18 protein-coding genes are annotated in these 18,306 nt (G+C 71.2%); 3 read left to right on the top strand and 15 right to left on the bottom strand.

What is annotated here, in order from left to right; translation table 11 throughout:
- The first annotated feature begins 54 nt into the window (after positions 1–54).
- Positions 55–1,101: an alpha/beta hydrolase family esterase gene (locus tag V1633_RS35980; RefSeq protein WP_331218658.1), complete on the top strand. Its 1,047-nt coding sequence runs from the start codon at positions 55–57 to the stop codon at positions 1,099–1,101.
- 83 nt (positions 1,102–1,184) lie between these two features.
- On the opposite strand, the gene V1633_RS35975 is transcribed toward V1633_RS35980, so the two are convergent.
- Entirely contained in the window at positions 1,185–2,414 is a 1,230-nt protein-coding gene (locus V1633_RS35975; protein ID WP_331218657.1) for a glycosyltransferase, read from the bottom strand.
- 512 nt (positions 2,415–2,926) lie between these two features.
- Between V1633_RS35975 and V1633_RS35970 the strand changes: the two genes are divergently transcribed.
- Positions 2,927–4,837 (top strand): APC family permease, encoded by a 1,911-nt coding sequence (locus V1633_RS35970; RefSeq protein ID WP_331218656.1) that lies wholly within the window; start codon positions 2,927–2,929, stop codon positions 4,835–4,837.
- Positions 4,838–5,077: 240 nt separating this feature from the next.
- Here V1633_RS35970 and V1633_RS35965 read toward each other — a convergent pair whose 3' ends face one another.
- From V1633_RS35965 to V1633_RS35915, 11 genes are all read right to left on the bottom strand, one after another.
- Positions 5,078–5,602, bottom strand: a complete 525-nt coding sequence (locus V1633_RS35965) for a DUF3618 domain-containing protein (RefSeq protein ID WP_331218655.1) — start codon at positions 5,600–5,602, stop codon at positions 5,078–5,080.
- Positions 5,599–6,030 (bottom strand): phage holin family protein, encoded by a 432-nt coding sequence (locus V1633_RS35960; protein WP_331218654.1) that lies wholly within the window; start codon positions 6,028–6,030, stop codon positions 5,599–5,601. Before V1633_RS35960 ends, V1633_RS35965 begins: the two co-directional genes overlap by 4 nt.
- Before the next feature lie 248 nt (positions 6,031–6,278).
- On the bottom strand, positions 6,279–7,139 hold the full coding sequence (locus V1633_RS35955; RefSeq protein ID WP_331218653.1) for a 5-oxoprolinase subunit C family protein: 861 nt from the start codon (positions 7,137–7,139) through the stop codon (positions 6,279–6,281).
- Positions 7,136–7,753: a 5-oxoprolinase subunit PxpB gene (pxpB, locus tag V1633_RS35950; protein WP_331218652.1), complete on the bottom strand. Its 618-nt coding sequence runs from the start codon at positions 7,751–7,753 to the stop codon at positions 7,136–7,138. Before pxpB ends, V1633_RS35955 begins: the two co-directional genes overlap by 4 nt.
- 25 nt (positions 7,754–7,778) lie before the next feature.
- The gene (locus V1633_RS35945; protein ID WP_331218651.1) at positions 7,779–8,480 is read right to left on the bottom strand and encodes an ABC transporter ATP-binding protein; all 702 of its coding nucleotides are present in this window, start codon (positions 8,478–8,480) and stop codon (positions 7,779–7,781) included.
- A complete protein-coding gene (locus tag V1633_RS35940; RefSeq protein WP_331218650.1) occupies positions 8,481–9,200 on the bottom strand; it encodes an ABC transporter ATP-binding protein in 720 nt (239 codons plus the stop codon).
- Entirely contained in the window at positions 9,197–10,285 is a 1,089-nt protein-coding gene (locus tag V1633_RS35935) for a branched-chain amino acid ABC transporter permease (protein WP_331218649.1), read from the bottom strand. The genes V1633_RS35940 and V1633_RS35935 overlap by 4 nt, the downstream gene beginning before the upstream one ends.
- Positions 10,282–11,142, bottom strand: a complete 861-nt coding sequence (locus tag V1633_RS35930) for a branched-chain amino acid ABC transporter permease (RefSeq protein ID WP_331218648.1) — start codon at positions 11,140–11,142, stop codon at positions 10,282–10,284. Before V1633_RS35930 ends, V1633_RS35935 begins: the two co-directional genes overlap by 4 nt.
- A gap of 13 nt (positions 11,143–11,155) precedes the next feature.
- Positions 11,156–12,421 (bottom strand): ABC transporter substrate-binding protein, encoded by a 1,266-nt coding sequence (locus V1633_RS35925; protein ID WP_331218647.1) that lies wholly within the window; start codon positions 12,419–12,421, stop codon positions 11,156–11,158.
- Between the two features lie 192 nt (positions 12,422–12,613).
- Positions 12,614–13,930 carry a hypothetical protein gene (locus V1633_RS35920; RefSeq protein ID WP_331218646.1) on the bottom strand — a complete coding sequence of 439 codons (1,317 nt, stop codon included), beginning with the start codon at positions 13,928–13,930 and terminating at the stop codon, positions 12,614–12,616.
- Between the two features lie 388 nt (positions 13,931–14,318).
- Positions 14,319–15,080 carry a LamB/YcsF family protein gene (locus V1633_RS35915; RefSeq protein WP_331218645.1) on the bottom strand — a complete coding sequence of 254 codons (762 nt, stop codon included), beginning with the start codon at positions 15,078–15,080 and terminating at the stop codon, positions 14,319–14,321.
- A 151-nt stretch (positions 15,081–15,231) separates the two neighbouring features.
- Between V1633_RS35915 and V1633_RS35910 the strand changes: the two genes are divergently transcribed.
- Positions 15,232–15,939, top strand: a complete 708-nt coding sequence (locus V1633_RS35910) for a GntR family transcriptional regulator (protein ID WP_331218644.1) — start codon at positions 15,232–15,234, stop codon at positions 15,937–15,939.
- Positions 15,940–16,045: 106 nt separating this feature from the next.
- On the opposite strand, the gene V1633_RS35905 is transcribed toward V1633_RS35910, so the two are convergent.
- From V1633_RS35905 to V1633_RS35895, 3 genes are all read right to left on the bottom strand, one after another.
- Positions 16,046–17,251, bottom strand: coding sequence for a hypothetical protein (locus tag V1633_RS35905; RefSeq protein WP_331218643.1), 1,206 nt, complete (start codon positions 17,249–17,251; stop codon positions 16,046–16,048).
- A gap of 162 nt (positions 17,252–17,413) precedes the next feature.
- Entirely contained in the window at positions 17,414–17,815 is a 402-nt protein-coding gene (locus V1633_RS35900; RefSeq protein WP_331218642.1) for a ChaB family protein, read from the bottom strand.
- A 108-nt stretch (positions 17,816–17,923) separates the two neighbouring features.
- Positions 17,924–18,298: a VOC family protein gene (locus V1633_RS35895; protein ID WP_331218641.1), complete on the bottom strand. Its 375-nt coding sequence runs from the start codon at positions 18,296–18,298 to the stop codon at positions 17,924–17,926.
- Positions 18,299–18,306 lie beyond the last annotated feature (8 nt).

The raw sequence follows: 18,306 nt of genomic DNA, 5'->3' as shown, positions 1-18,306 counted from the left end.
CCGCCCAGCGGCCGCCACCGACGACACCGAATCACCGCGAGGGGCGGAGGCTCCATGGAGCAGCGAACGAGGAGGGCGGCTACCGTCCGGCGGACCACGTCGGCGACGCTGGCGATCGCGGGCGTCCTCACCCTGCTGATCGGCTGCGACGCGGTGCGACCGCCGCAGCGGGAGACGCCCGCGTCGACCGCACCGGCCGGTACCGCCCCGACCAGATCGGCGGCCCCCGGGCCGGGGCCGGCGGCCGTCCCGGTGGGATCGTCCACGCACTACGTCACGGTGGACGGCAGGAAACGCACGTTCCGGCTGTACCGGCCTGCCGAACTGTCACCGTCGGCGCCGGTACCGCTGGTGGTGATGCTGCACGGTGCCTTCGGCAGCGGCCAGCAGGCCGAGGCGGCGTACGGGTGGAACACCGCGGCGGACCGGCACGGATTCGTGGTCGCGTACCCGGACGGGCTCCACCGGTCCTGGGCGGTGAGTGCCGACTGTTGCGGTCCACCGGCCCGTGACGACGTCGACGACGTGGCGTTCATCGGCGCCACGGTGGCCACCATCTCCACCCGGCTGCCGGTCGATCCGCACCGGGTCTACGCCGCCGGAATGTCCAACGGCGGAATGCTCGCCTACCAGTTGGCCTGCCAGACCACCACCTTCGCAGCGATCGGTGTGGTGGCGGGGAAGCTGCTCGGGCGATGCCCCTCGCCAGCACCGATTTCCGTGATCCACGTACACGGCACAGCCGACGACGTGGTCCCGTACGACGGTCGGCCGGGGGCTCTGGACAACGGCGGCGTCGGACCGCTGCCGGTCAGGATCGACGGCGGACCCGTGCCCGAGCAGATCGACAGGTGGCGTGAGATCGCCCGGTGCGCCGCGCCAGAGGTGCGTACCGCCGGACCGACCACCACGTCGGTGGCGCGCTGTCCCGGCGGGCGCGACGTCACGCTGATCGCCATCGCAGGGGCCGGACACCAGTGGCCGGGCGCGGCGCCGCAGTCGGCGGCGGAGCGCCTGCTCGGGCTGGACCCGCCGGCAACGGCACTGGTCGCGACGGAATCCATCTGGCACTTCTTCGACACCCATCCGGTCGGAGGCTGAGTCCTCGCCTCAACCGGCACAACGCCCGACCGCTGCCGCCCCACACCGCGCGGGGCGGAGCCGGAGCGGGGTGAAACCCGGTGTCAGGATGGCTTCTGGGTGTTGGCGGCCACCAGACACTGGGCGGCGGCCTGTGCGCCGTCGCTACGCACCAGGGTGGCGATGCGCTGGGCCCGGGCAGCCACATCAGGTTGAAGGGTGTGCTTGAGAGCGCTCGTCAGCGACTCGCGGGTCGGTGTGGCGGGCGGGTGCGCGATTCCGAGGCCGAGCTGGCGGACCCGCTCTGCCCAGTAGTGCTGGTCATACAACTGGGGTATGACGACCTGTGGTGCTCCGGCTCGCGCGGCCGCTGTCGTCGTTCCCGCGCCGCCGTGATGCACGACAGCTGCGACCCGCCTGAACAACGCCTGGTGGTTGACATCGTCGATGACCAGGCAGTCGGTTTCGTCGCCGCCCGCTGACAGGCCAGCCCAACCACGCGACAGGATCGCACGGCGGCCAAGCTCGCGGGCGGTCTGGACAATCACCTGACCCAGCTCCTGCGGCGCGCCCATGCTGCCGAAGCCGAAGTAGACCGGTGCCTCACCGGCGCCGAGGAACCTCTCCAACTCGGGCGGCAGTGGACGCTCGTCCGGGAGGAGCCAGGCCCCGGTCTGGAGCACGGCCAGGTCCCCGGGCTCGGGCCAGGGCGCCAAGGTCGGGTCGGCGGCCAACCAGGGCTGGTCGGTGAAGATGTGGCTGCGTACATCACTGACCGGAGCCAGGCCGACCGACAACCGATGGGAGTTCAGCGCGGCGCCGAAAGCCTCGTTGAAGCGTCGCGCATTCTCAGTCCAACGTTCGCGTTTGTCAGCCGTTTCGGGCACCGATGTCTGTCCCGGCAACAATATGGCGGGTGCGTGGTACGGCGACGGCAGAACCGTCGGACAGTAGGCGACAAAGACGTAGGGGATCCCCATGACCTCCGCCAGTGAGCGAGCGGCGATCTGCAGAGCTGTTGCCGCCACAATGATGTCGCAGCCGCGGGCCGCCTCCGCGATCGTCTTGAATTGGGTGGCGACGGTCGCCTCCGCCATCTGACGCCGGTGCTCGGGCGAGAGTTGGGGCGGCATGCCCGGTGAGCTGAGGGCTGCCATGTTTCGCAGCTCGGGACCGATGGGCGTGAGGGGAATGCCGAGGCTGTCGATCCAGTCGCGGAAGTCGGGCGGCGCGCACAGGCGGACCTCCTGACCGATGGCTCTCAACTGCAACGCCAGCGCCACCAGCGGCTGAACATCACCCCGCGATCCGATAGTCGACAGCAGTACGCGCATCGAAACTCCCTAGGTAAGGCCTCGGCCATTGGCTGGTTGGGCGGCATCGTGAACATGAGCCTGTCTCCGTTGACCGTGAACCGCTCGGACCCACGGCCACAAATTCTGCACTGGCACCAGCCTCTTGCCGCAAGTCCCCGCATGGGCTACATGCCGAAGTGGTGATGGAATATCCATGACTGCGGTCACCGACACGCCCAGCGCGATCGACTTCGACAACACCGAAACGATCGAAACAATGACCGGGCACCCGGGCAGATTGCACCTACCAGCCGTCGCCCGGCCTTCGCCGTACGTTTCCCGGCGCCGACGCTCTCGGCCCTGACGCCGGCGAAGCACAACCTCAGCAACGAGATCGCCGTCGGCACCGGCGAGATGCCGGTTCCCCGCCCGGAGCCGGCGTGATCTGGGCACGATGTCCCGGACAGCGGCGGTCGGGGGAAGCCGCTGAACGGGGGATGTCGGCCATGGGTGGCGCCGTACGCGGGCGGGACGCCCCGGGGAACCGGGGCATGCGTGGCTGGCTGCTGCAGGGAATGCGGCCGGGGCGGGTCCGGGGCCCGTACACCGCCTCGCACATGCCCCACCAGCGGCCGTGGTGGCGGGTGATGTGCCTGACCGGCCTCGACTACTTCTCGACCCTGGGCTACCAGCCGGGTATCGCCGCGCTCGCCGCCGGGGCGGTCGCCCCGGTCGCCACCCTGGTCCTGGTGGCGTTGACCCTGTTCGGCGCCCTACCGGTGTACCGGCGGGTAGCCCGGGAGAGTCCGCACGGGCAGGGGTCGATCGCGATGCTGGAGCACCTGCTGCCCCGGTGGAAGGGCAAGTTGCTGGTCCTGGCGCTGCTCGGCTTCGCCGCCACCGACTTCATCATCACGATCACCCTGTCGGCCGCCGACGCCAGCGCCCACATCCTGGAGAACCCCTACCTGCCGGGGGCGATGGCGGGTGAGCAGATCTGGGTGACCCTGGTGTTGATCACCGCGCTGGGCGCGGTGTTCCTCAAGGGCTTCCGGGAGGCGATCGGGATCGCCGTGGTCCTGGTCGCCAGCTACCTGCTGCTCAACGCCATCGTGATCACGGTGACCCTCGGGCACCTGTTCTCCCGGCCGGACCTGGTGGCCGACTGGCGGCGGCTGCTCCTCACCGAACATCCGGACCTTTTCGGGATCATCGTGGTGGCCCTGCTGGTCTTCCCCCGACTCGCGCTGGGCCTCTCCGGTTTCGAGACCGGGGTGGCGGTCATGCCGCTGATCAAGGGCCGACCCGACGACGACCCGGACCGTCCGGCCGGACGCATCCGGGGTGGCCGCCGGCTGCTGGTCACCGCCGCACTGATCATGAGCGCTTTCCTGATCACCAGCAGCTTTGTCACCACCGTGCTCATCCCGCCCGAGGAGTTCGAGGCCGGCGGCGGGGCCAACGGCCGCGCCCTGGCGTTCCTCGCCCACACCCACCTGGGGAACGGCTTCGGTACGGTCTACGACCTGAGCACCGTGCTGATCCTCTGGTTCGCCGGCGCGTCGGCCATGGCCGGGCTGCTCAACCTGGTCCCCCGCTATCTGCCCCGGTACGGCATGGCGCCGGACTGGGCCCGCGCGATCCGTCCGCTCGTCATCGTCTTCACCCTCGTCTCGTTCCTGATCACGCTGGTCTTCCGCGCCGACGTCACCGCCCAGGGCGGCGCGTACGCCACAGGTGTCCTCGTCCTGATCACGTCGGCGGCGCTCGCGGTCACGCTCTCCGCCCGTCGGCGCCACCAGACCCGGCAACTGATCGGGTTCGGGGTGATCACCGTGGTGCTGGGCTACACCACCGTCACCAACATCATCGAGCGGCCGGACGGCGTACGAATCGCAGCCTTCTTCATCGTGGCGATCATCGCCGCCTCCGTCCTGTCCCGGGCGCTGCGCGCCACCGAGTTGCGGGTCACCGACGTACGGCTGGACGGCCTGGCCCGGAAGTTCATCGCCGACGTCACCGCGCGCGGCGGAGAGATCCACCTGGTCGCGAACGAGCCCAACGAGCGTGACGCGACCGAGTACCGGGAGAAGGAGGCCGAGCAGCGCTCGCACAACCACGTCCCGGCCGGGGAACCGATCCTGTTCCTCGAGGTGACGGTCCGCGACCCGTCCGAGTTCGAGTCCGACCTTGTCGTCACCGGCGAGGAACGTTTCGGCTACCGGATCCTGCGCGTCGAGGGCGCCAGCATCGCGAACACCATCGCCGGCTTCCTCCTGCACCTGCGGGACACCACCGGCCGACTGCCGCACGTCTACTTCGCCTGGACCGAGGGCAACCCGCTGAAGTACCTGCTGCGATACCTGTTCCTCGGCGACGGCGAGGTGGCGCCGCTGACCCGCGAGGTACTGCGCCAGGCCGAACCGGATCCCGACCGCCGACCGCTGGTGCACGTCGGATGACCGGCCCGTCCCGGTTGCGCGCTCCGGTCCAACCCCGTCCGCCCTGGCCTGCGCCAATTCGACGGTTGACGGTGCTGGCCTCGCCATCCGGCTCTTCGGCGGCGGCAGAGCCTACGTCGTGGTCCGGAACGGCGCTACGCCTGGGCTACCGGCTCAAATCGATCTGACCAGCGCGCGAACGTCGGCTTCCGCAAGGCATGGTCGGTCAGGTCGTCGATCCCGCGATGCTTTCGTCGCCTCTCAGCGCGAGCGGCTGGAGAGCAGTCTGCGGATCCTTGCGGTTGTTGTGCTCTCGGTCGATCGCTTCCGGCGACGGAAAGCCAGAACCGCGAGGGCGGCGGCCCCGGCGGTGGTGAGGACCGGTGCGGGGTGCGCACGCACCGAGCTGCCGATCCTGGTTGCCGCGGCGCGGGCGGAGCTGACCAGGGTCGACTCGGCCTCGCTGGCGGTCCGCACGCCGGCCTGCGCAGAGTCGCGTGCTGCGGTGACAGTCTGTTGGGCCTTCTGCGCGACCGGCTTGACTCGCTGGGAAACCTTCTCGCTCATTGCGCGGGTCAGCTGCGTCGCTCTGGTCTTCGCCGACTGGCTGGCCTGGGTGACACGCTGTTGAAGTCCGCCGACGGCGGTGGTGGCCTTGGTGCGTGCACGGGCCCTGACGTCGGTCTTGGCGGTCAGGGCGGCTACGGTCTCGCCGAGTTCCGCCCGTGTCTGCTGGATGTCGCGCCGGGTCTGGTCAGGGTCGCTGTTTCCCGATGGCGCGCTCATGGCTGCCTTCGATTCGCTGCGCCACGTATCGCCTCGGCGTCGGCTCGCACGCTGTCTCTGGCCGCCGTGGGCGTGACGGGCATGGCCTTGCTGACCTGCTTCTTACCGCGTTGGGCCGCGATGGCGGCGGCGATGGCAAGGACCGCCGTCACGATCAGGGCGGCCACCGCGTCGGGCAGGACCGCAGCCAGGGCCAGTACGACCGTGGCGACGGCGGTCCCACCGGCGGCGAGACCGAGCATCGCTCCACCGCCGAGCAGTCCGGCACCCACGCCCGCACGCTTGCCCTTGGCGGTCATCTCCGCCCGCGCCAGCGTCAACTCGTCGCGCACCAGCCGGGTGATCTGTTCGGTGGCGCGCTGCACCAACTCAGCAACCGGGGCGTCAGCAGACGCAGCGCCGGAGCCGCCGCTGGGACGTTCTGCCATGAGTACCCTCACCTCTCTCGCGCACCCGACCGCCCGAGGTGCTGTCGGGTCAGCTGTGTGGGGTCGGACTCGCGGACCAGGGCTGCCTCCTGAACCCACTTGCCTGCATAGTCCTGATTGTCGGACGCCGCAGCCACCGTCGCGCGGGTTATCGGCAGATTCGCATGGAGGAGAGCAGGCACCAGCAAGAGCTGACCAGGTCCCGGACCGGCGTACCGGGCAGGTTCGGGTACGCACGCGGGAAAGGCTCAGAGCGCGAACCGAACCGGAGTGCCGGGGGCGGCCTGGGCGGTACGTGGCAGGTCGTCGGGGTGCACCACCCCGATCACCGGGTAGCCGCCCATCGTCGGGTGGTCGGCAAGGAAGATCACCGGGGTACCGGCGGCCGGCACCTGGACGGCGCCGAGCACCACTCCCTCGCTGCGCAGCTCGGAGGTGATCCGGCGCGGCAGCGGCGGACCGTCCAGCCGCATCCCGATCCGGTTGCTGGCGGTGGAGACGACGTACCGGCCGGTGGTGAGGATCCCCGGTGCCTCCTCGGTGAACCAGTCGGCCCGGGGGCCGAGCAGGATCCGCAGGGTCAGTTCCTCGGGCAGGGTCCGGGTCGGCGCGACGTCGACCGGGGCGGGCGGTCCCGCCGGGTCGCCGAGTGGCAGCCGGTCGCCGACCGCGAGCGGGGTCGGGCCCAGTCCGGAGAGCAGGTCGGTGGCCCGGCTGCCGAGCACCGGGGGTACGGCGATCCCGCCGGAGAAGGCGAGGTAGCTGCGTACGCCACGTCGGGCGGTGGCCACGTCGACCCGGGCGCCGGCCGGTACCGACAGCGGCGCCGACCAGCTCGCCGGCTGCCCGTTGACGGTGACCGGCGCCCACGCTCCGGTGACCGCGACCGTACCGGCCTGCCGGAGCAGGACCGAGACACCGGTGATGGTGGTCTCGATGGTCGCCGCCTCCGGCGGATTGCCGACCAGCCGGTTCGCCAGCAGGTGCGCCGGCAGGTCGAGCGCGCCCGAGCGGGGTACGCCGAGGTGGGCGTGTCCGGGGCGACCGAGGTCCTGGACGGTGCTGAGTGCTCCGGGGCGGATCACCTCGAGGTATCGGGTGCCGGTCATCCGTCGAGGTTCCGGAACCGGACCCGGGCGCCCGGGGTGAGCAGTGCGACCGGGTCACGGTCCGGGTCGAAGAGGACGACGTCGGTACGGCCGAGCAGTTGCCAGCCGCCGGGTGATTCGCGGGGGTAGATCCCGGCGTAGCCGCCGGCGAGCGCGACCGAGCCGGCCGGTACCCGGGTCCGGGGCACCCGCCGGCGCGGCAGGTGGTAGCGCTCCGGCAGCCCGGTCAGGTAGCCGAAACCGGGGGCGAAGCCGCAGAACGCGACCCGGTACTCCGGGGTGCTGTGGATCCGTCCGACCTCCTCCTCGGGCACCTGCCAGAGCCGGGCGACGTCGGCCAGGTCGGCGCCGTCGTACCGGACCGGGATCTCGACCAGCGGGCCGTCCGGCGGCCGGACCGAGACCGGCCGCCAGGCGGCGAGTCGCCCTGCCAGGTCGGCGGGGTCGGCGACGCCGTCGACGAGCAGGGTCAACTCCCCCGGGACCACGTCGTCCACCTCGGGCAGTTCGCCGTCGGCCCGTCGCCGGTCGAGGTCGGCGGCGAGCGCCTGGACGTGTGCCGGGGTCGGCAGCTCGACCAGCAGTGCCCGCAGCCCGACCGGAATGATCCGCACGCTCACCCACCCCCCGCCGGCCGGCTCACAGCCCGAGGTACGAGCGTCGGACCTCGTCGGACTCGGCGAGTTGGGCCGCCGGGCCGGACATCACCACCCGTCCTGTCTGCAGCACGTACGCCCGGTCGGCGAGTTCCAGCGCGGCCCGCAGGTTCTGCTCGACCAGCAGCATGGTGGTGCCGGTACGCCGGATCTCGGCCAGCACCTCGAAGATCATTTTGGTGAACTTCGGCGAGATGCCGAGCGAGGGCTCGTCCAGCATCAGCAGTTTCGGCCGGCTCATCAACGCCCGCCCGAGCGCCACCATCTGCTGCTCGCCCCCGGAGAGGGTGCCGGCCCGCTGACCGGATCGTTCGGCGAGGATCGGAAAGAGGTCGTAGATCCGTTTGAGGTCGGCGTGGCGTTCCGCCTCGGTGCGGTGGTAGCCGCCGAGCATCAGGTTCTGCAGCACGGTCTGGTGGCCGAACAGCCGCCGCCCCTCCGGCACCAGCACCGCACCCCGGCGGGCGATCCGGTACGCCGGCAGCCCGCTGACGTTCTCGTCGAGGAAGGTCACCGTGCCGCGTACCGGTCGGTGCAGTCCGGAGACGGCGGCGAGCAGGGTGCTCTTGCCGGCGCCGTTCGCGCCGACCAGCGCGACGAGTTCGCCGGCCTCCACGGTCAGGTCGACACCCCGCAGCGCGACCACTCCGGCGTAGTCCACGTGGAGATCACTCACGGTCAGCATCTAGAGCGCCTTCCCCAGGTACGCCTCGACCACCGTCGGATCGTGCGCGACCTGCTCCGGGGAACCCTCGCTGATCTTCTCCCCGTAGTGCAGCACGACCAGCCGTTCACAGAGCGGCATGATCACCTCCATCACGTGTTCCACCATCAGGATGGTGACGCCGTTCCGGTTGATCGCCCGGACGATCTCGACCGCCTCCCGTGCCTCGGTCGGGGTCAACCCGGAGAGCACCTCGTCGAGCAGCAGCAGCTTCGGCTCGGTGGCCAGCGCCCGCCCCATCTCCAACCGCTTCTTCCAGGCGGCGGTCAGCGAGGCGGCCGGCGCGTCGAGGACCGGCCCGAGCCCGGCCAGTTCGGCGACCTCGGCGGCCCGGCGCCGGGCGTCACGCAGACGCGCGTGCCGGACGAACGCCGCCGTGGTCAGGTTCTCCAGCACGCTCATCGAGCCGAAGACCCGCATGAGTTGGAACGTCCGTCCCACCCCGGCCCGGGCCGCCGCGTGCGGTGCCCAACCGGTGACGTCCCGCCCGTCGAACCACAGCCGGCCGGCGGTCGGCCGCTGCGCACCCGCCACCATGGAGAAGAGGGTGCTCTTGCCGGCGCCGTTCGGCCCGATCAGCCCCACGATGGCGCCCTGCGTCACCTCGAAGCTGACCTCCCGGTTGGCCCAGAGCCCGCCGAACCGGCAGGAGAGTTTGTCGATCCTCAGCAGGCTGGTCATGCCTTCACCTCAGCAGATCCGGTCGGCTCCGGGGTGGACTCGCGGTGCAGCCGACGGGCGATCGGGGCCCAGATCCGCTGCAGGATCGCCAGCAGGCCACCCGGCTCGGTGATCGAGATCAGGATGATCAACGCGCCGTAGAGCAGCAGGTCCACCGAGCGTCCGGTGCCGGAGAACTCCTGCCGGGTGACGTCCTGGACGAAGACCAGCACCCAGGCGCCGAGCAGCGGCCCCCAGAACCGGCCGACCCCGCCGAGCACCGCCATCAGGGTGAACGACACCGACAGGTCCAGACCCAGTCCGGAGGGCGGGTCGACGAAGAGGACGTACATCACGTAGAAGCCGCCGGCCAGCGCGGTGATCGCGCCGGACAGCGCGGCCGCGGCCAGCTTGTACCGGTGTACGTTGATCCCGACCGCCGCCGCGGCGGCCTGGTCGTCGCGGATCGCCCGGACGTAGTTGCCGGCCCGGCCGCGCAGGAAGAGCCAGACCGCCACCGCGGCCAGGCAGAAGAACCCGAGCGCGACGTAGTAGTAGGGCCGCTTGTCCAACAGCGAGAACTGCAGGTTCGCCAGGGACGGCTCCACCACCGGCAACTCCCAGCCGTTCGCCTGGCCGAGTCCCGGCAGGTTGGTGACCAGGATGAAGACGATCTCGGCGACGGCGATGGTGGCGATCGAGTAGTAGTGGTGCCGCAGCCGGAAGCAGGGCCAACCGACCGCCGCGGCGAGCAGCGCCGCCACCGGCAGCGAGATCGCGATCGCCAGCCACGGCGACCAACCCTGCCGGACCAGCAGTGCGGTGGTGTAGGCCCCGGCGCCGAAGTACAGCGCGTGCCCGAAGGAGATCTGTCCGGCGTAGCCGCCGAGCAGGTTCCAGCCGGTCGCGGCGATCCCGAAGGTGAGTGCCAGGATGCCGATGTTGTGCGCCGCCGAGTCCAGGAACACCAGCGGGTACGCCGCCAGGGCGGCCACCACCAGCGCGGCGGTGGTCCAGGAGGGCAGCCGCCGGCCCGGGAACGGGCCGGTGCGTGCCGACGCCGGGCGGGCCGGCGTGGGTGTGCTCGGTGTGGTCGTGATGCTCATCGCGTCCCCAGCAATCCCTGCGGCCGTACCAGGACGACCACCAGATAGAGGCCCAGCGCGGCGGCCAGGGTGTAGCTCGGGGCGTAGAGGCCGACCAGCCCCTGGGCGACCCCGACCAGCAGACCGGCCAGCGCCGCGCCGGTGATGCTGCCGAACCCGCCGAACGCCACCACCACGAAGGCCATCAGCGCGAAGCTCACCCCGGCCGTCGGCGAGGCGGAGTACGAGTTCATCAGCAACGCCCCGGCGACCCCGGTGGCGAGCCCGGCGATCACCCAGCAGAGGGCGTACATCTTCCGGGGGTCGATCCCCATCAGCGACGCCGCCGCCGGGTCCTCCCCGGCGGCGCGTACGGCGCCGCCGAGCCGGGTCCGGTTCATGAAGTACGCCACCGCGCCGGTGGCCAGCAGCGCCCCCACCGCCATGATCACCTGCGGACCGCCGATCACCACCGGGCCGATCTCCCACCGCAGGTCGGCCGCCCACGGCCGGGGAACCGTCCGGGTGTTCGGCGTCCAGAGGAACTGGGCCAGGCCGCGCAGGAAGACCTGCAGTCCGAAGGTGACGATCACCTGGGCCAGCGGGGACTTGCCGAGCACCCGGCCGACCGCACCGATGTACATCAGCGCACCGGTGAGCGCGATCGACGCCCCGGCGAGCGGAATGGAGAGCAACGGATCGAGGCCGAGCAACGACCAGGCGAAGAACGAGGTGTACATGCCGAGCATGACCATCTCGCCGTGCGCGAAGTTGACCACGTCCATGACCCCGTAGATGAGGGTCAGTCCGACGGCCACCAGCGCGAACACCGCGCCGATCAGCAACCCGTTGACGATCGACTGGAGCAGGTCGCTCATGCTGTCCCCCCGGTCACCGCTGTGCCTCGCTCATCGGCCAGACCGGCTGCACCGAGGAGAGGTCGGCGGGGAAGACCACGCGGTACTTCCCGTCGATCATCTGCTCGACCACGCCGGCCGCGCCGGTGTTCTGACCCTTGTCGTCGAACCTGATCCCGGTCCACGGCATGATGGTCTGGTCACCCGGGACGTCCAGGGCCCGCAGCGCGTCCCGGATCTTCGCCGGTTCGACCGACTTCGCGGCGTCGATCGCCTGGGCCAGTGCCAGTACGGCGGTGAAGGCCCGCGCCGAGTTCTCGGTCATCGGCGCCCCGTACCGCTGCTGGAACAGGTCGGCGACGGTCTTCGCGGCCGGCCGCTTCGCGGCGATCTCGCTGGACCAGGCCGCCCGGCTGGACGCCCCGTCGGCGAGCGCGCCGAGGCCGGTGGCGAACGCCGGGTCGGCGAAGCCGCTGCCGTACGCGAGCAGTGCCGGCGGGTAGTAGTCGAGCTGGTCGAGCGTCTTCATCAGCTTGATCGCCGCGTCGGTGTAGGCGAGCACGAAGAGGACGTCGGGGTTCTTCCCGCGTACCTGGGCGACCTGGGAGCCGAGGTCGGCGGCGGTCGGGTCGAACGCGACGTTGACCGTGACCGGCAGGCCGGCCTCGGCGGCGATCTTCTCGGTGACCCCGGCGCCGTCGTTGCCGAACTGGTCGTTGCTGTGGAAGATGCCGACCGTCCGGACCTGTTTGCCGGCGGCCTGGCGGGCCTTGAGGTAGTCGAACATCGACCGGGCGAAGGTCTCGTCGGTCGGTCCGGTCCGGAAGAACCACTTCAGGCCGCGGTCGGTGAGCGCCACCGAGGACGACGCCTCGTTGACGAACGGCACGCCGAGCCGCTCGGCCCGCTGGCTCGCGGTCAGCGTCACCCCGGACTGGTAGGAGCCGATCACCGCGGCCACCTTCTCGGTGGTGACCAGCCGGTCCACCTCACCGGCGCCGATCTCGGGCTTGCCCTGGGTGTCGCCGGTGATCAGCTTGACCGGGGCGCCGTTCAGGCCGGGCAGACCCTTGCCCGGCCCGAGCGGCAGGGCCAGTCCGGGGTGGTCGTTGTTGATGACGTCGACCGCGAGTTCCGCGCCGTGCAGCACGTCGGTCCCCTGGGTGGCGTTCGGGCCGCTCAGCGGCCACAGTCCGGCGAGCTTGACCTCGTCGGTCGAACCGGAACCGTCGGATCCCCCACAGCCGCCGATCGCGGCGGCGAGGACGATGGCGATCCCGATGCTGGCGATCTTGCGCATGGTCAGGCCTTTCTACTGACGGCCGACCCGGCGTACGCGGGACCGGCCTCGCACGTCGGCGGAGACCGCCGGGCGGAGTGAGGTGTAAGGAAGGGCCCCTTGTTATCGCTTTTTGTATAAGAAGGGGCCCTTCCCATCAGCCGGGGCGGCCGGGGCCGGGGGCAGCCGTCGCCCCCGGCCCCGGCGGACGGCTCAGGAGACGGCCGCGCCGGCGGCCTTCACCAGGGCGACGGTCTGCTCGATCGTCTGGGCGCGGTCTGAGGCGAACGCGGGGTCGATCACGTCGAGCGGGTTCTGCGGGTAGACCAGCGAGGAGATGTGCAGGTGCCCGCCGGGTACGTCGGTCGCGCCGAGCGCGAGCCGCAGCCGGTTGGAGCGGTACATGCTCTCGTTGGAGAGGTAGTTGCCGCCGCCACCCGCCTGCGCCTGCGCGTCCGGGGACGGGCCGTTGTCGTGGCAGGAGACCTTGGCCGGGTCCGGCCGGGTGTTGCCGGTCCACTCGCAGATCCGCGGGTTGAGCGCGGTCGGCCACGGGGTCGTACCGGCGTCGATCATCTGCTGGTACGGCAGCGTGGTCTCGATGAACTCGGGGTTCGGCTGCGGCTGCGGCCAGTTCGTCACCTGCGGTACGACCTCGGGCGTGCCCTCGTTGTTGTTGTCCGCGCTGCCGCCCCGCCAGGCGCCGGCCCACTGCTCGATCGCCATCCGGGCCCGGCCGCCCTGGCTGATCGTCATGATCAGGTCGGCACGCTCCTTGCTGTTCCGGGTCAGGTGCGGCCCGAAGGTGTCCTCGACGTAGCCGAGGTTGAAGCCGCTCCAGGTCACCGGCAGCGAGACGGCCTGGATCTGCACGGTACGGTCACCGACCTGGTACTCCTGGCCGTCGAGCTGCAGCGCCGAGGCGCCGGACGGGTTGGAGCGCCGGATCTCCCCGTTGAGCTGGTACGGGTCGAATCCGCTGACCAGCACCCGGGTGACGGTGCGGCTGGACGAGAAGTCGGTCGAGTCGATGCCCCGGGAGGCGTACTCGAAGGTCTTGACCAGCGCGGCCCGGGCGGTGTCGGTCAGCTGGAACGTCGGCTTCCACTGGCGCAGGTCGCGGGTGCCGATCAGGCGGGACCAGTAGAGCGGCCGGTCGTCGTACCGTTCGATGCTGCCCATCCAACGCTTGCCCTGGGCCCGTTCGACGGCCGTCCGCCACAGCTCCGCGCCACGGGTCTGGAGCAGCTTGTCGGCCTGCTTGACCGAACGCACCTCGCACAGCTCGCGGGTCAGCCGCTCGACGTACGGGGTGAAGCCGCCGACCTGGACGAGGGTGGTCGGCACCTGGACACCGCCCGGCGCGGCCGGGGTGTCGATCCGGGTCTCCTCGTACGTCGTCGGTGCGCTCCGGTCGTAGCACTGTCCGGCGGGACCGCCGGGGCCGGCGAGGGGCGCCGGGCCGGCGTCGGCGGTACCCGGCATCAGTACCAGCGAGGCACCGACGGCGGTGGCGGCGATCAGCTTCATCCGGCCACGTACACTGTCGGTTAGCTTCTGCACATTCAAAGTGATCTTGACCCTTTCTGGATGACCGCGTCGGTCTCGTCGTCCGGGGCCAACCATGGGGACGAAACCGGCGCTCTGACGGGTTGGTACGACTCCGCCCGCGACATCGGGCGGCGTTCTTGAGGTGCGGGAGTCGGTCACCGTCGGCTGGGCAGGCCTGCCCGGCCGACGGTGGCCGGTCCGGAGGCGGCGTCGGTGGGTCGGGACCGACACCGGTGGACGGTGGTCGTTGCTGGACGGTGGTCGACGTCGGCGACTGCCGCGCGACGCCGCCGGACGGAGGTCGACGTCGGCGGGTCGACCTGACTGGTCAGGGAATCGGTCTTGCCGGCCGAAGTTCGGCGTCGGTTCAGCTGAAGGCGGCGAGCCGCACCCCGGCGTCCTGTAGCGCGCCGCGGACCTGGCGGGCGAGTTCCACCGCGCCCGGGGTGTCCCCGTGTACGCAGAGCGAGCGCGGGTTGACGGTGACGCTGCTTCCGTCGACGGCGGTCACCCGCCCGGTCGTGGCCATCCGCACGCAGCGTTCGGCCACCTCCGCCGGATCGGTGACCAGCGCGCCCGGGCTGCCCCGCTTCGCCAGGCTGCCGTCGGGCCGGTATCCCCGGTCGGCGAAAGCCTCCCGCTCGGCCGTGAGACCGGCCTCCTCCGCCTGCCGCAACAGCTGCGAACCGGGCAGGCCGAGGATCGGCAGACCCGGGTCGTACGCGGCGACGGCGGCGACAACGGCGGCGGCCTGCGCCTGATCTGTCACCGTGCGGTTGTAGAGCGCGCCGTGCGGTTTGACGTACCGCACCCGGCCTCCCTCGGCCCGGGCGATTCCGTCCAGCGCGGCGAGCTGGTAGAGCACGTCGTCGGCGAGTCGGTCGGGCTCGATGTCCATCGCCCGGCGACCGAAGCCGGCCAGGTCCCGGTAGCCGACGTGGGCGCCCACCGAGACGTCCCGGCGCACCGCCTCGGCGCAGACCCGTCGCATGATCGTCGGGTCGCCGCCGTGGAAGCCGCAGGCGACGTTGGCACTGGTCACGATCTTCAGCAGGGCGAGGTCGTCGCCGAGCTGCCAGACCCCGAAGCCCTCTCCGAGGTCGCTGTTCAGGTCGAGGGTGATCGACATTGCGCCTCCCGGGGGATGTGTGGTGAGGGCCGCACGTTCAGGTTGGCAGACTGTTGAACAATCCGTCAATGGTCATGTTGACTTGTAACCTCGTCGTAGCACGACCCCTTCTCTCGATTGAGGGCGCGACAGCATGAAGGACAATGACCGCGTGACGTGGCTGACGAAGCTGCAGGACGACCGGGCGCTGATCACCCGGGCCAGCACCGCGCAACGGGTCGCCGAGATCCTGCGCGCGCGGATCACCGAGGGTGCCCTGCTCCCGGGCACCCGGCTCTCCGAGGAGATGATCGGCTCCGCGCTCGGTGTCTCCCGCAACACCCTGCGGGAGTCGTTCCGGCTGCTGATCCACGAACGGCTCGTCGTACACGAACTCAACCGGGGCGTCTTCGTCCGGGTCCTCGACGTCGACGACGTGATCGACATCTACCGGGTGCGTCGGGTGCTCGAGTGCGCGGCGGTCCGCAACGCCCGGCAGAGCCCGCCAGGGGCGACGAACGCGATCGAGGCCGCCCTGATCGAGGGTGAACAGGCCGCGGCCGCCCAGCGGTGGTTCGACGTCGGCACCGCCAACATGCAGTTCCACCAGGCCATCGCCGGCCTGGCCGGCAGCCCCCGGGTCGAGGAGATCATGCGGCAGACGCTGGCCGAGATCCGCCTGGCGTTCCACGTGATGGCCGCCCCGCAGACCTTCCACCAGCCCTATCTCGACCGGCACCGGGAACTGTTGCGGCTGATCCGCTCCGGTGACGTGGAGCGCGCCCACGAGGTGCTCGACGACTACCTCCGCACCGCCGAACGCCAACTCGTCGAGGCGTACGGCGAAAGGATGGTCGAGACCGTTCCGGCCCCACGGTAGCGGCGCCCAGCCCCGGTCGGTGTCGCCCGGCGCGGCGTCACCGGACGCCGGTGCCCGTCCGGGCTCCAGGATCGCCGGAGCACGGTGTTGCCGGCGCGGCGGCCCGTCACACGCTGTGCAGCGCGTAGACCCCGCCGTCGGTTCCCGCGCCGGCCGGGCCGGCCAGCGCGGCCCAGCTCGCACCGTTCCAGGCGGCGACGTGCGCCACCGCCACCCCGCCGGCGGTGGCGAAGAATCCGCCGGCGACCAACCGGCCATCGTGGACGGCCAGACAGAGGACCGTGTCGTCGGTGCCGGTGCCACCGGGCCCGGTCAGGCCCGCCCAGGCCGTACCGCTCCACCGGGCGAGGTAGTTCACCGTCGCACCACCCGCCTCGGTGAAGTGCCCGCCGACGACCAGCGAACCGTCGTGTACCGTGAGCGCCCGTCCCTCCGCGTTCAACCCGCCGCCGAGTGCCGCCCAGGTGTCGCCGTCCCAACGGGCGATCCGGGCCGCCGGCACGCCGTCGACCTCGGTGAACCCGCCCGTCGCCACCAGCGCGCCGGAGAACACGGCCAGCGCCAGGACCTCGCCGTTGAATCCGGCGCCCAGGGTCGACCACCCCTGCCCGGTCCACCGGGCGATCCGGTTGGCGGCCAGCCCGCCGGCCTGACTGAAGCCGCCCGCGACGATCAGCACACCGTCGTGCACGGCCAGGTCCGAGACCGGCGCCACGTCGACCCCGGTGCCTCCGGCGCCGGTCAGCGGATACCACCGCGTGCCGTCCCAGCGCGCCACGTGGTTCACCGCGACGCCGCCGGCCTGGAGGAACTGCCCGCCGACGATCAGGTCCCCGTCGAAGACCGCGAGGGCGTCGACGAAGTCGAGCGGGGTGCTCATCACCCCGGTACCGGCGGGCCCGGTCAGCGGCGTCCAGGTACTGCCGTCCCACCGGGCTATCCCGTTCACCCGTACCCCGCCGGCGGTCAGGAAGCTGCCGCCGACGACGAGGTCGCCCTGGTAGAGGGTGAACGCGGTGACCGGGCCGTCCGGTCCGGCGGCCGGGGCACCGCCGGGACCGGACCATACCGTCCCGGTCCAGCGCGCGACCCGGTCGACGGCCGTCCCGCCGGCCCGGGTGAAGGTGCCGCCGGCATACAGGCCGGGTGCGGCCGCCGCCACCGCCTGACCGGCGCCCGTCGGCGGAGCAACGGTGGTCCGGTCGGCCGCCGCGACCGGGGTCGGGCCGAGAGTGAGAGCACCGGCGGAGATCACCGCCAGGACGGCGCCACCGAACCCGCGGCGCACCGGGGATGTGCCGGGTCCGAACATGGCCGCTCCCTCCGCCGGTCCGCCCCACCAGGGTCGGATCCTGCCACGGAAGATATATCAGCATCTATGTCTCGGCAATTCGGCCGAGGTCGGGCCGGCTGTCCCGGCCCACCCCGCTGGCGACCGACCGCTCGGGTCCGGTCCACCCGGAGCCGGCTCGGGTCACCGGTCCCGGGCCGCCCGGGTACGACGGTTGTTCGCCTTCTGGATCGCGTCCACGAGCTCCGCCTTGGTCATCCGGGACCGGCCTCGGACGTCGAGCCGCTTCGCCACGCCCATCAGGTGTTCCTTGGTGGCGTTCGCGTCGACCCCGCCGGCGGTACCGGTGGACCTGGCCGGCCTGGTCCGGGCCGCCTGGGCGTCGCTCGGACCCTTGCGGCCCTTGCCCTCCCAGTGGTCACCGACCTTCTCGAACGAGTGCTTCACCGCCGCGAACGCCGTACGGTGTGCCCGCTCCCCCTCACCGTACGACTCGACGGCCGAGTCGTGCGCCTTCGCCCAGGTGTCCTGGGCCTTCTTCGGCGACCGCCTGAGGGTGCTGGGCATCTCCTTACGTGCCGGCATCACAACCTCCTCCGGTTGGTCCGTCCTGCCCTCCGGCAGGTGTCGTACCCGGTGAACGGTGCCCGACCGGAGTCCGGGATAAACCGGTCATCACGCCCGGCGACCCGGTCAGTCGCCACGGATGGGGCGGTCGAGGAGACAGAACTCGTTGCCCTCCGGGTCGACGAGCACCACGAACGGTTCGTCGCCGCGCTGCCCGACGTCGGTCCGGCGTGCTCCCAGTCCGATCAGTCGCTCGACCTCGGCGGCCGCCGCGCCGCCCCGTACCGCGAGGTCCAGGTGGAGCCGGTTCTTGCCCGTCTTGACCGAGGCTGTCGGTTGCAACAAGATCGTCGGTACCGTCGCTGGTGCGTCCTCGGGCGGCCAGAGCTTGACGCTTCCGTCCCTGCGTACCACCCGGTAGCCCAACACCTGGGACCAGAACCGGGCCATGAGATCAACGTCCTGTACGTCCAGCGTGTACTGGGTGACGAAGGCAGTCACGGCGCACC

Source organism: Plantactinospora sonchi (assembly GCF_036422035.1).
Taxonomy (GTDB): domain Bacteria; phylum Actinomycetota; class Actinomycetes; order Mycobacteriales; family Micromonosporaceae; genus Plantactinospora; species Plantactinospora sonchi.
This window is presented reverse-complemented; position numbering and strand designations above follow the sequence as displayed.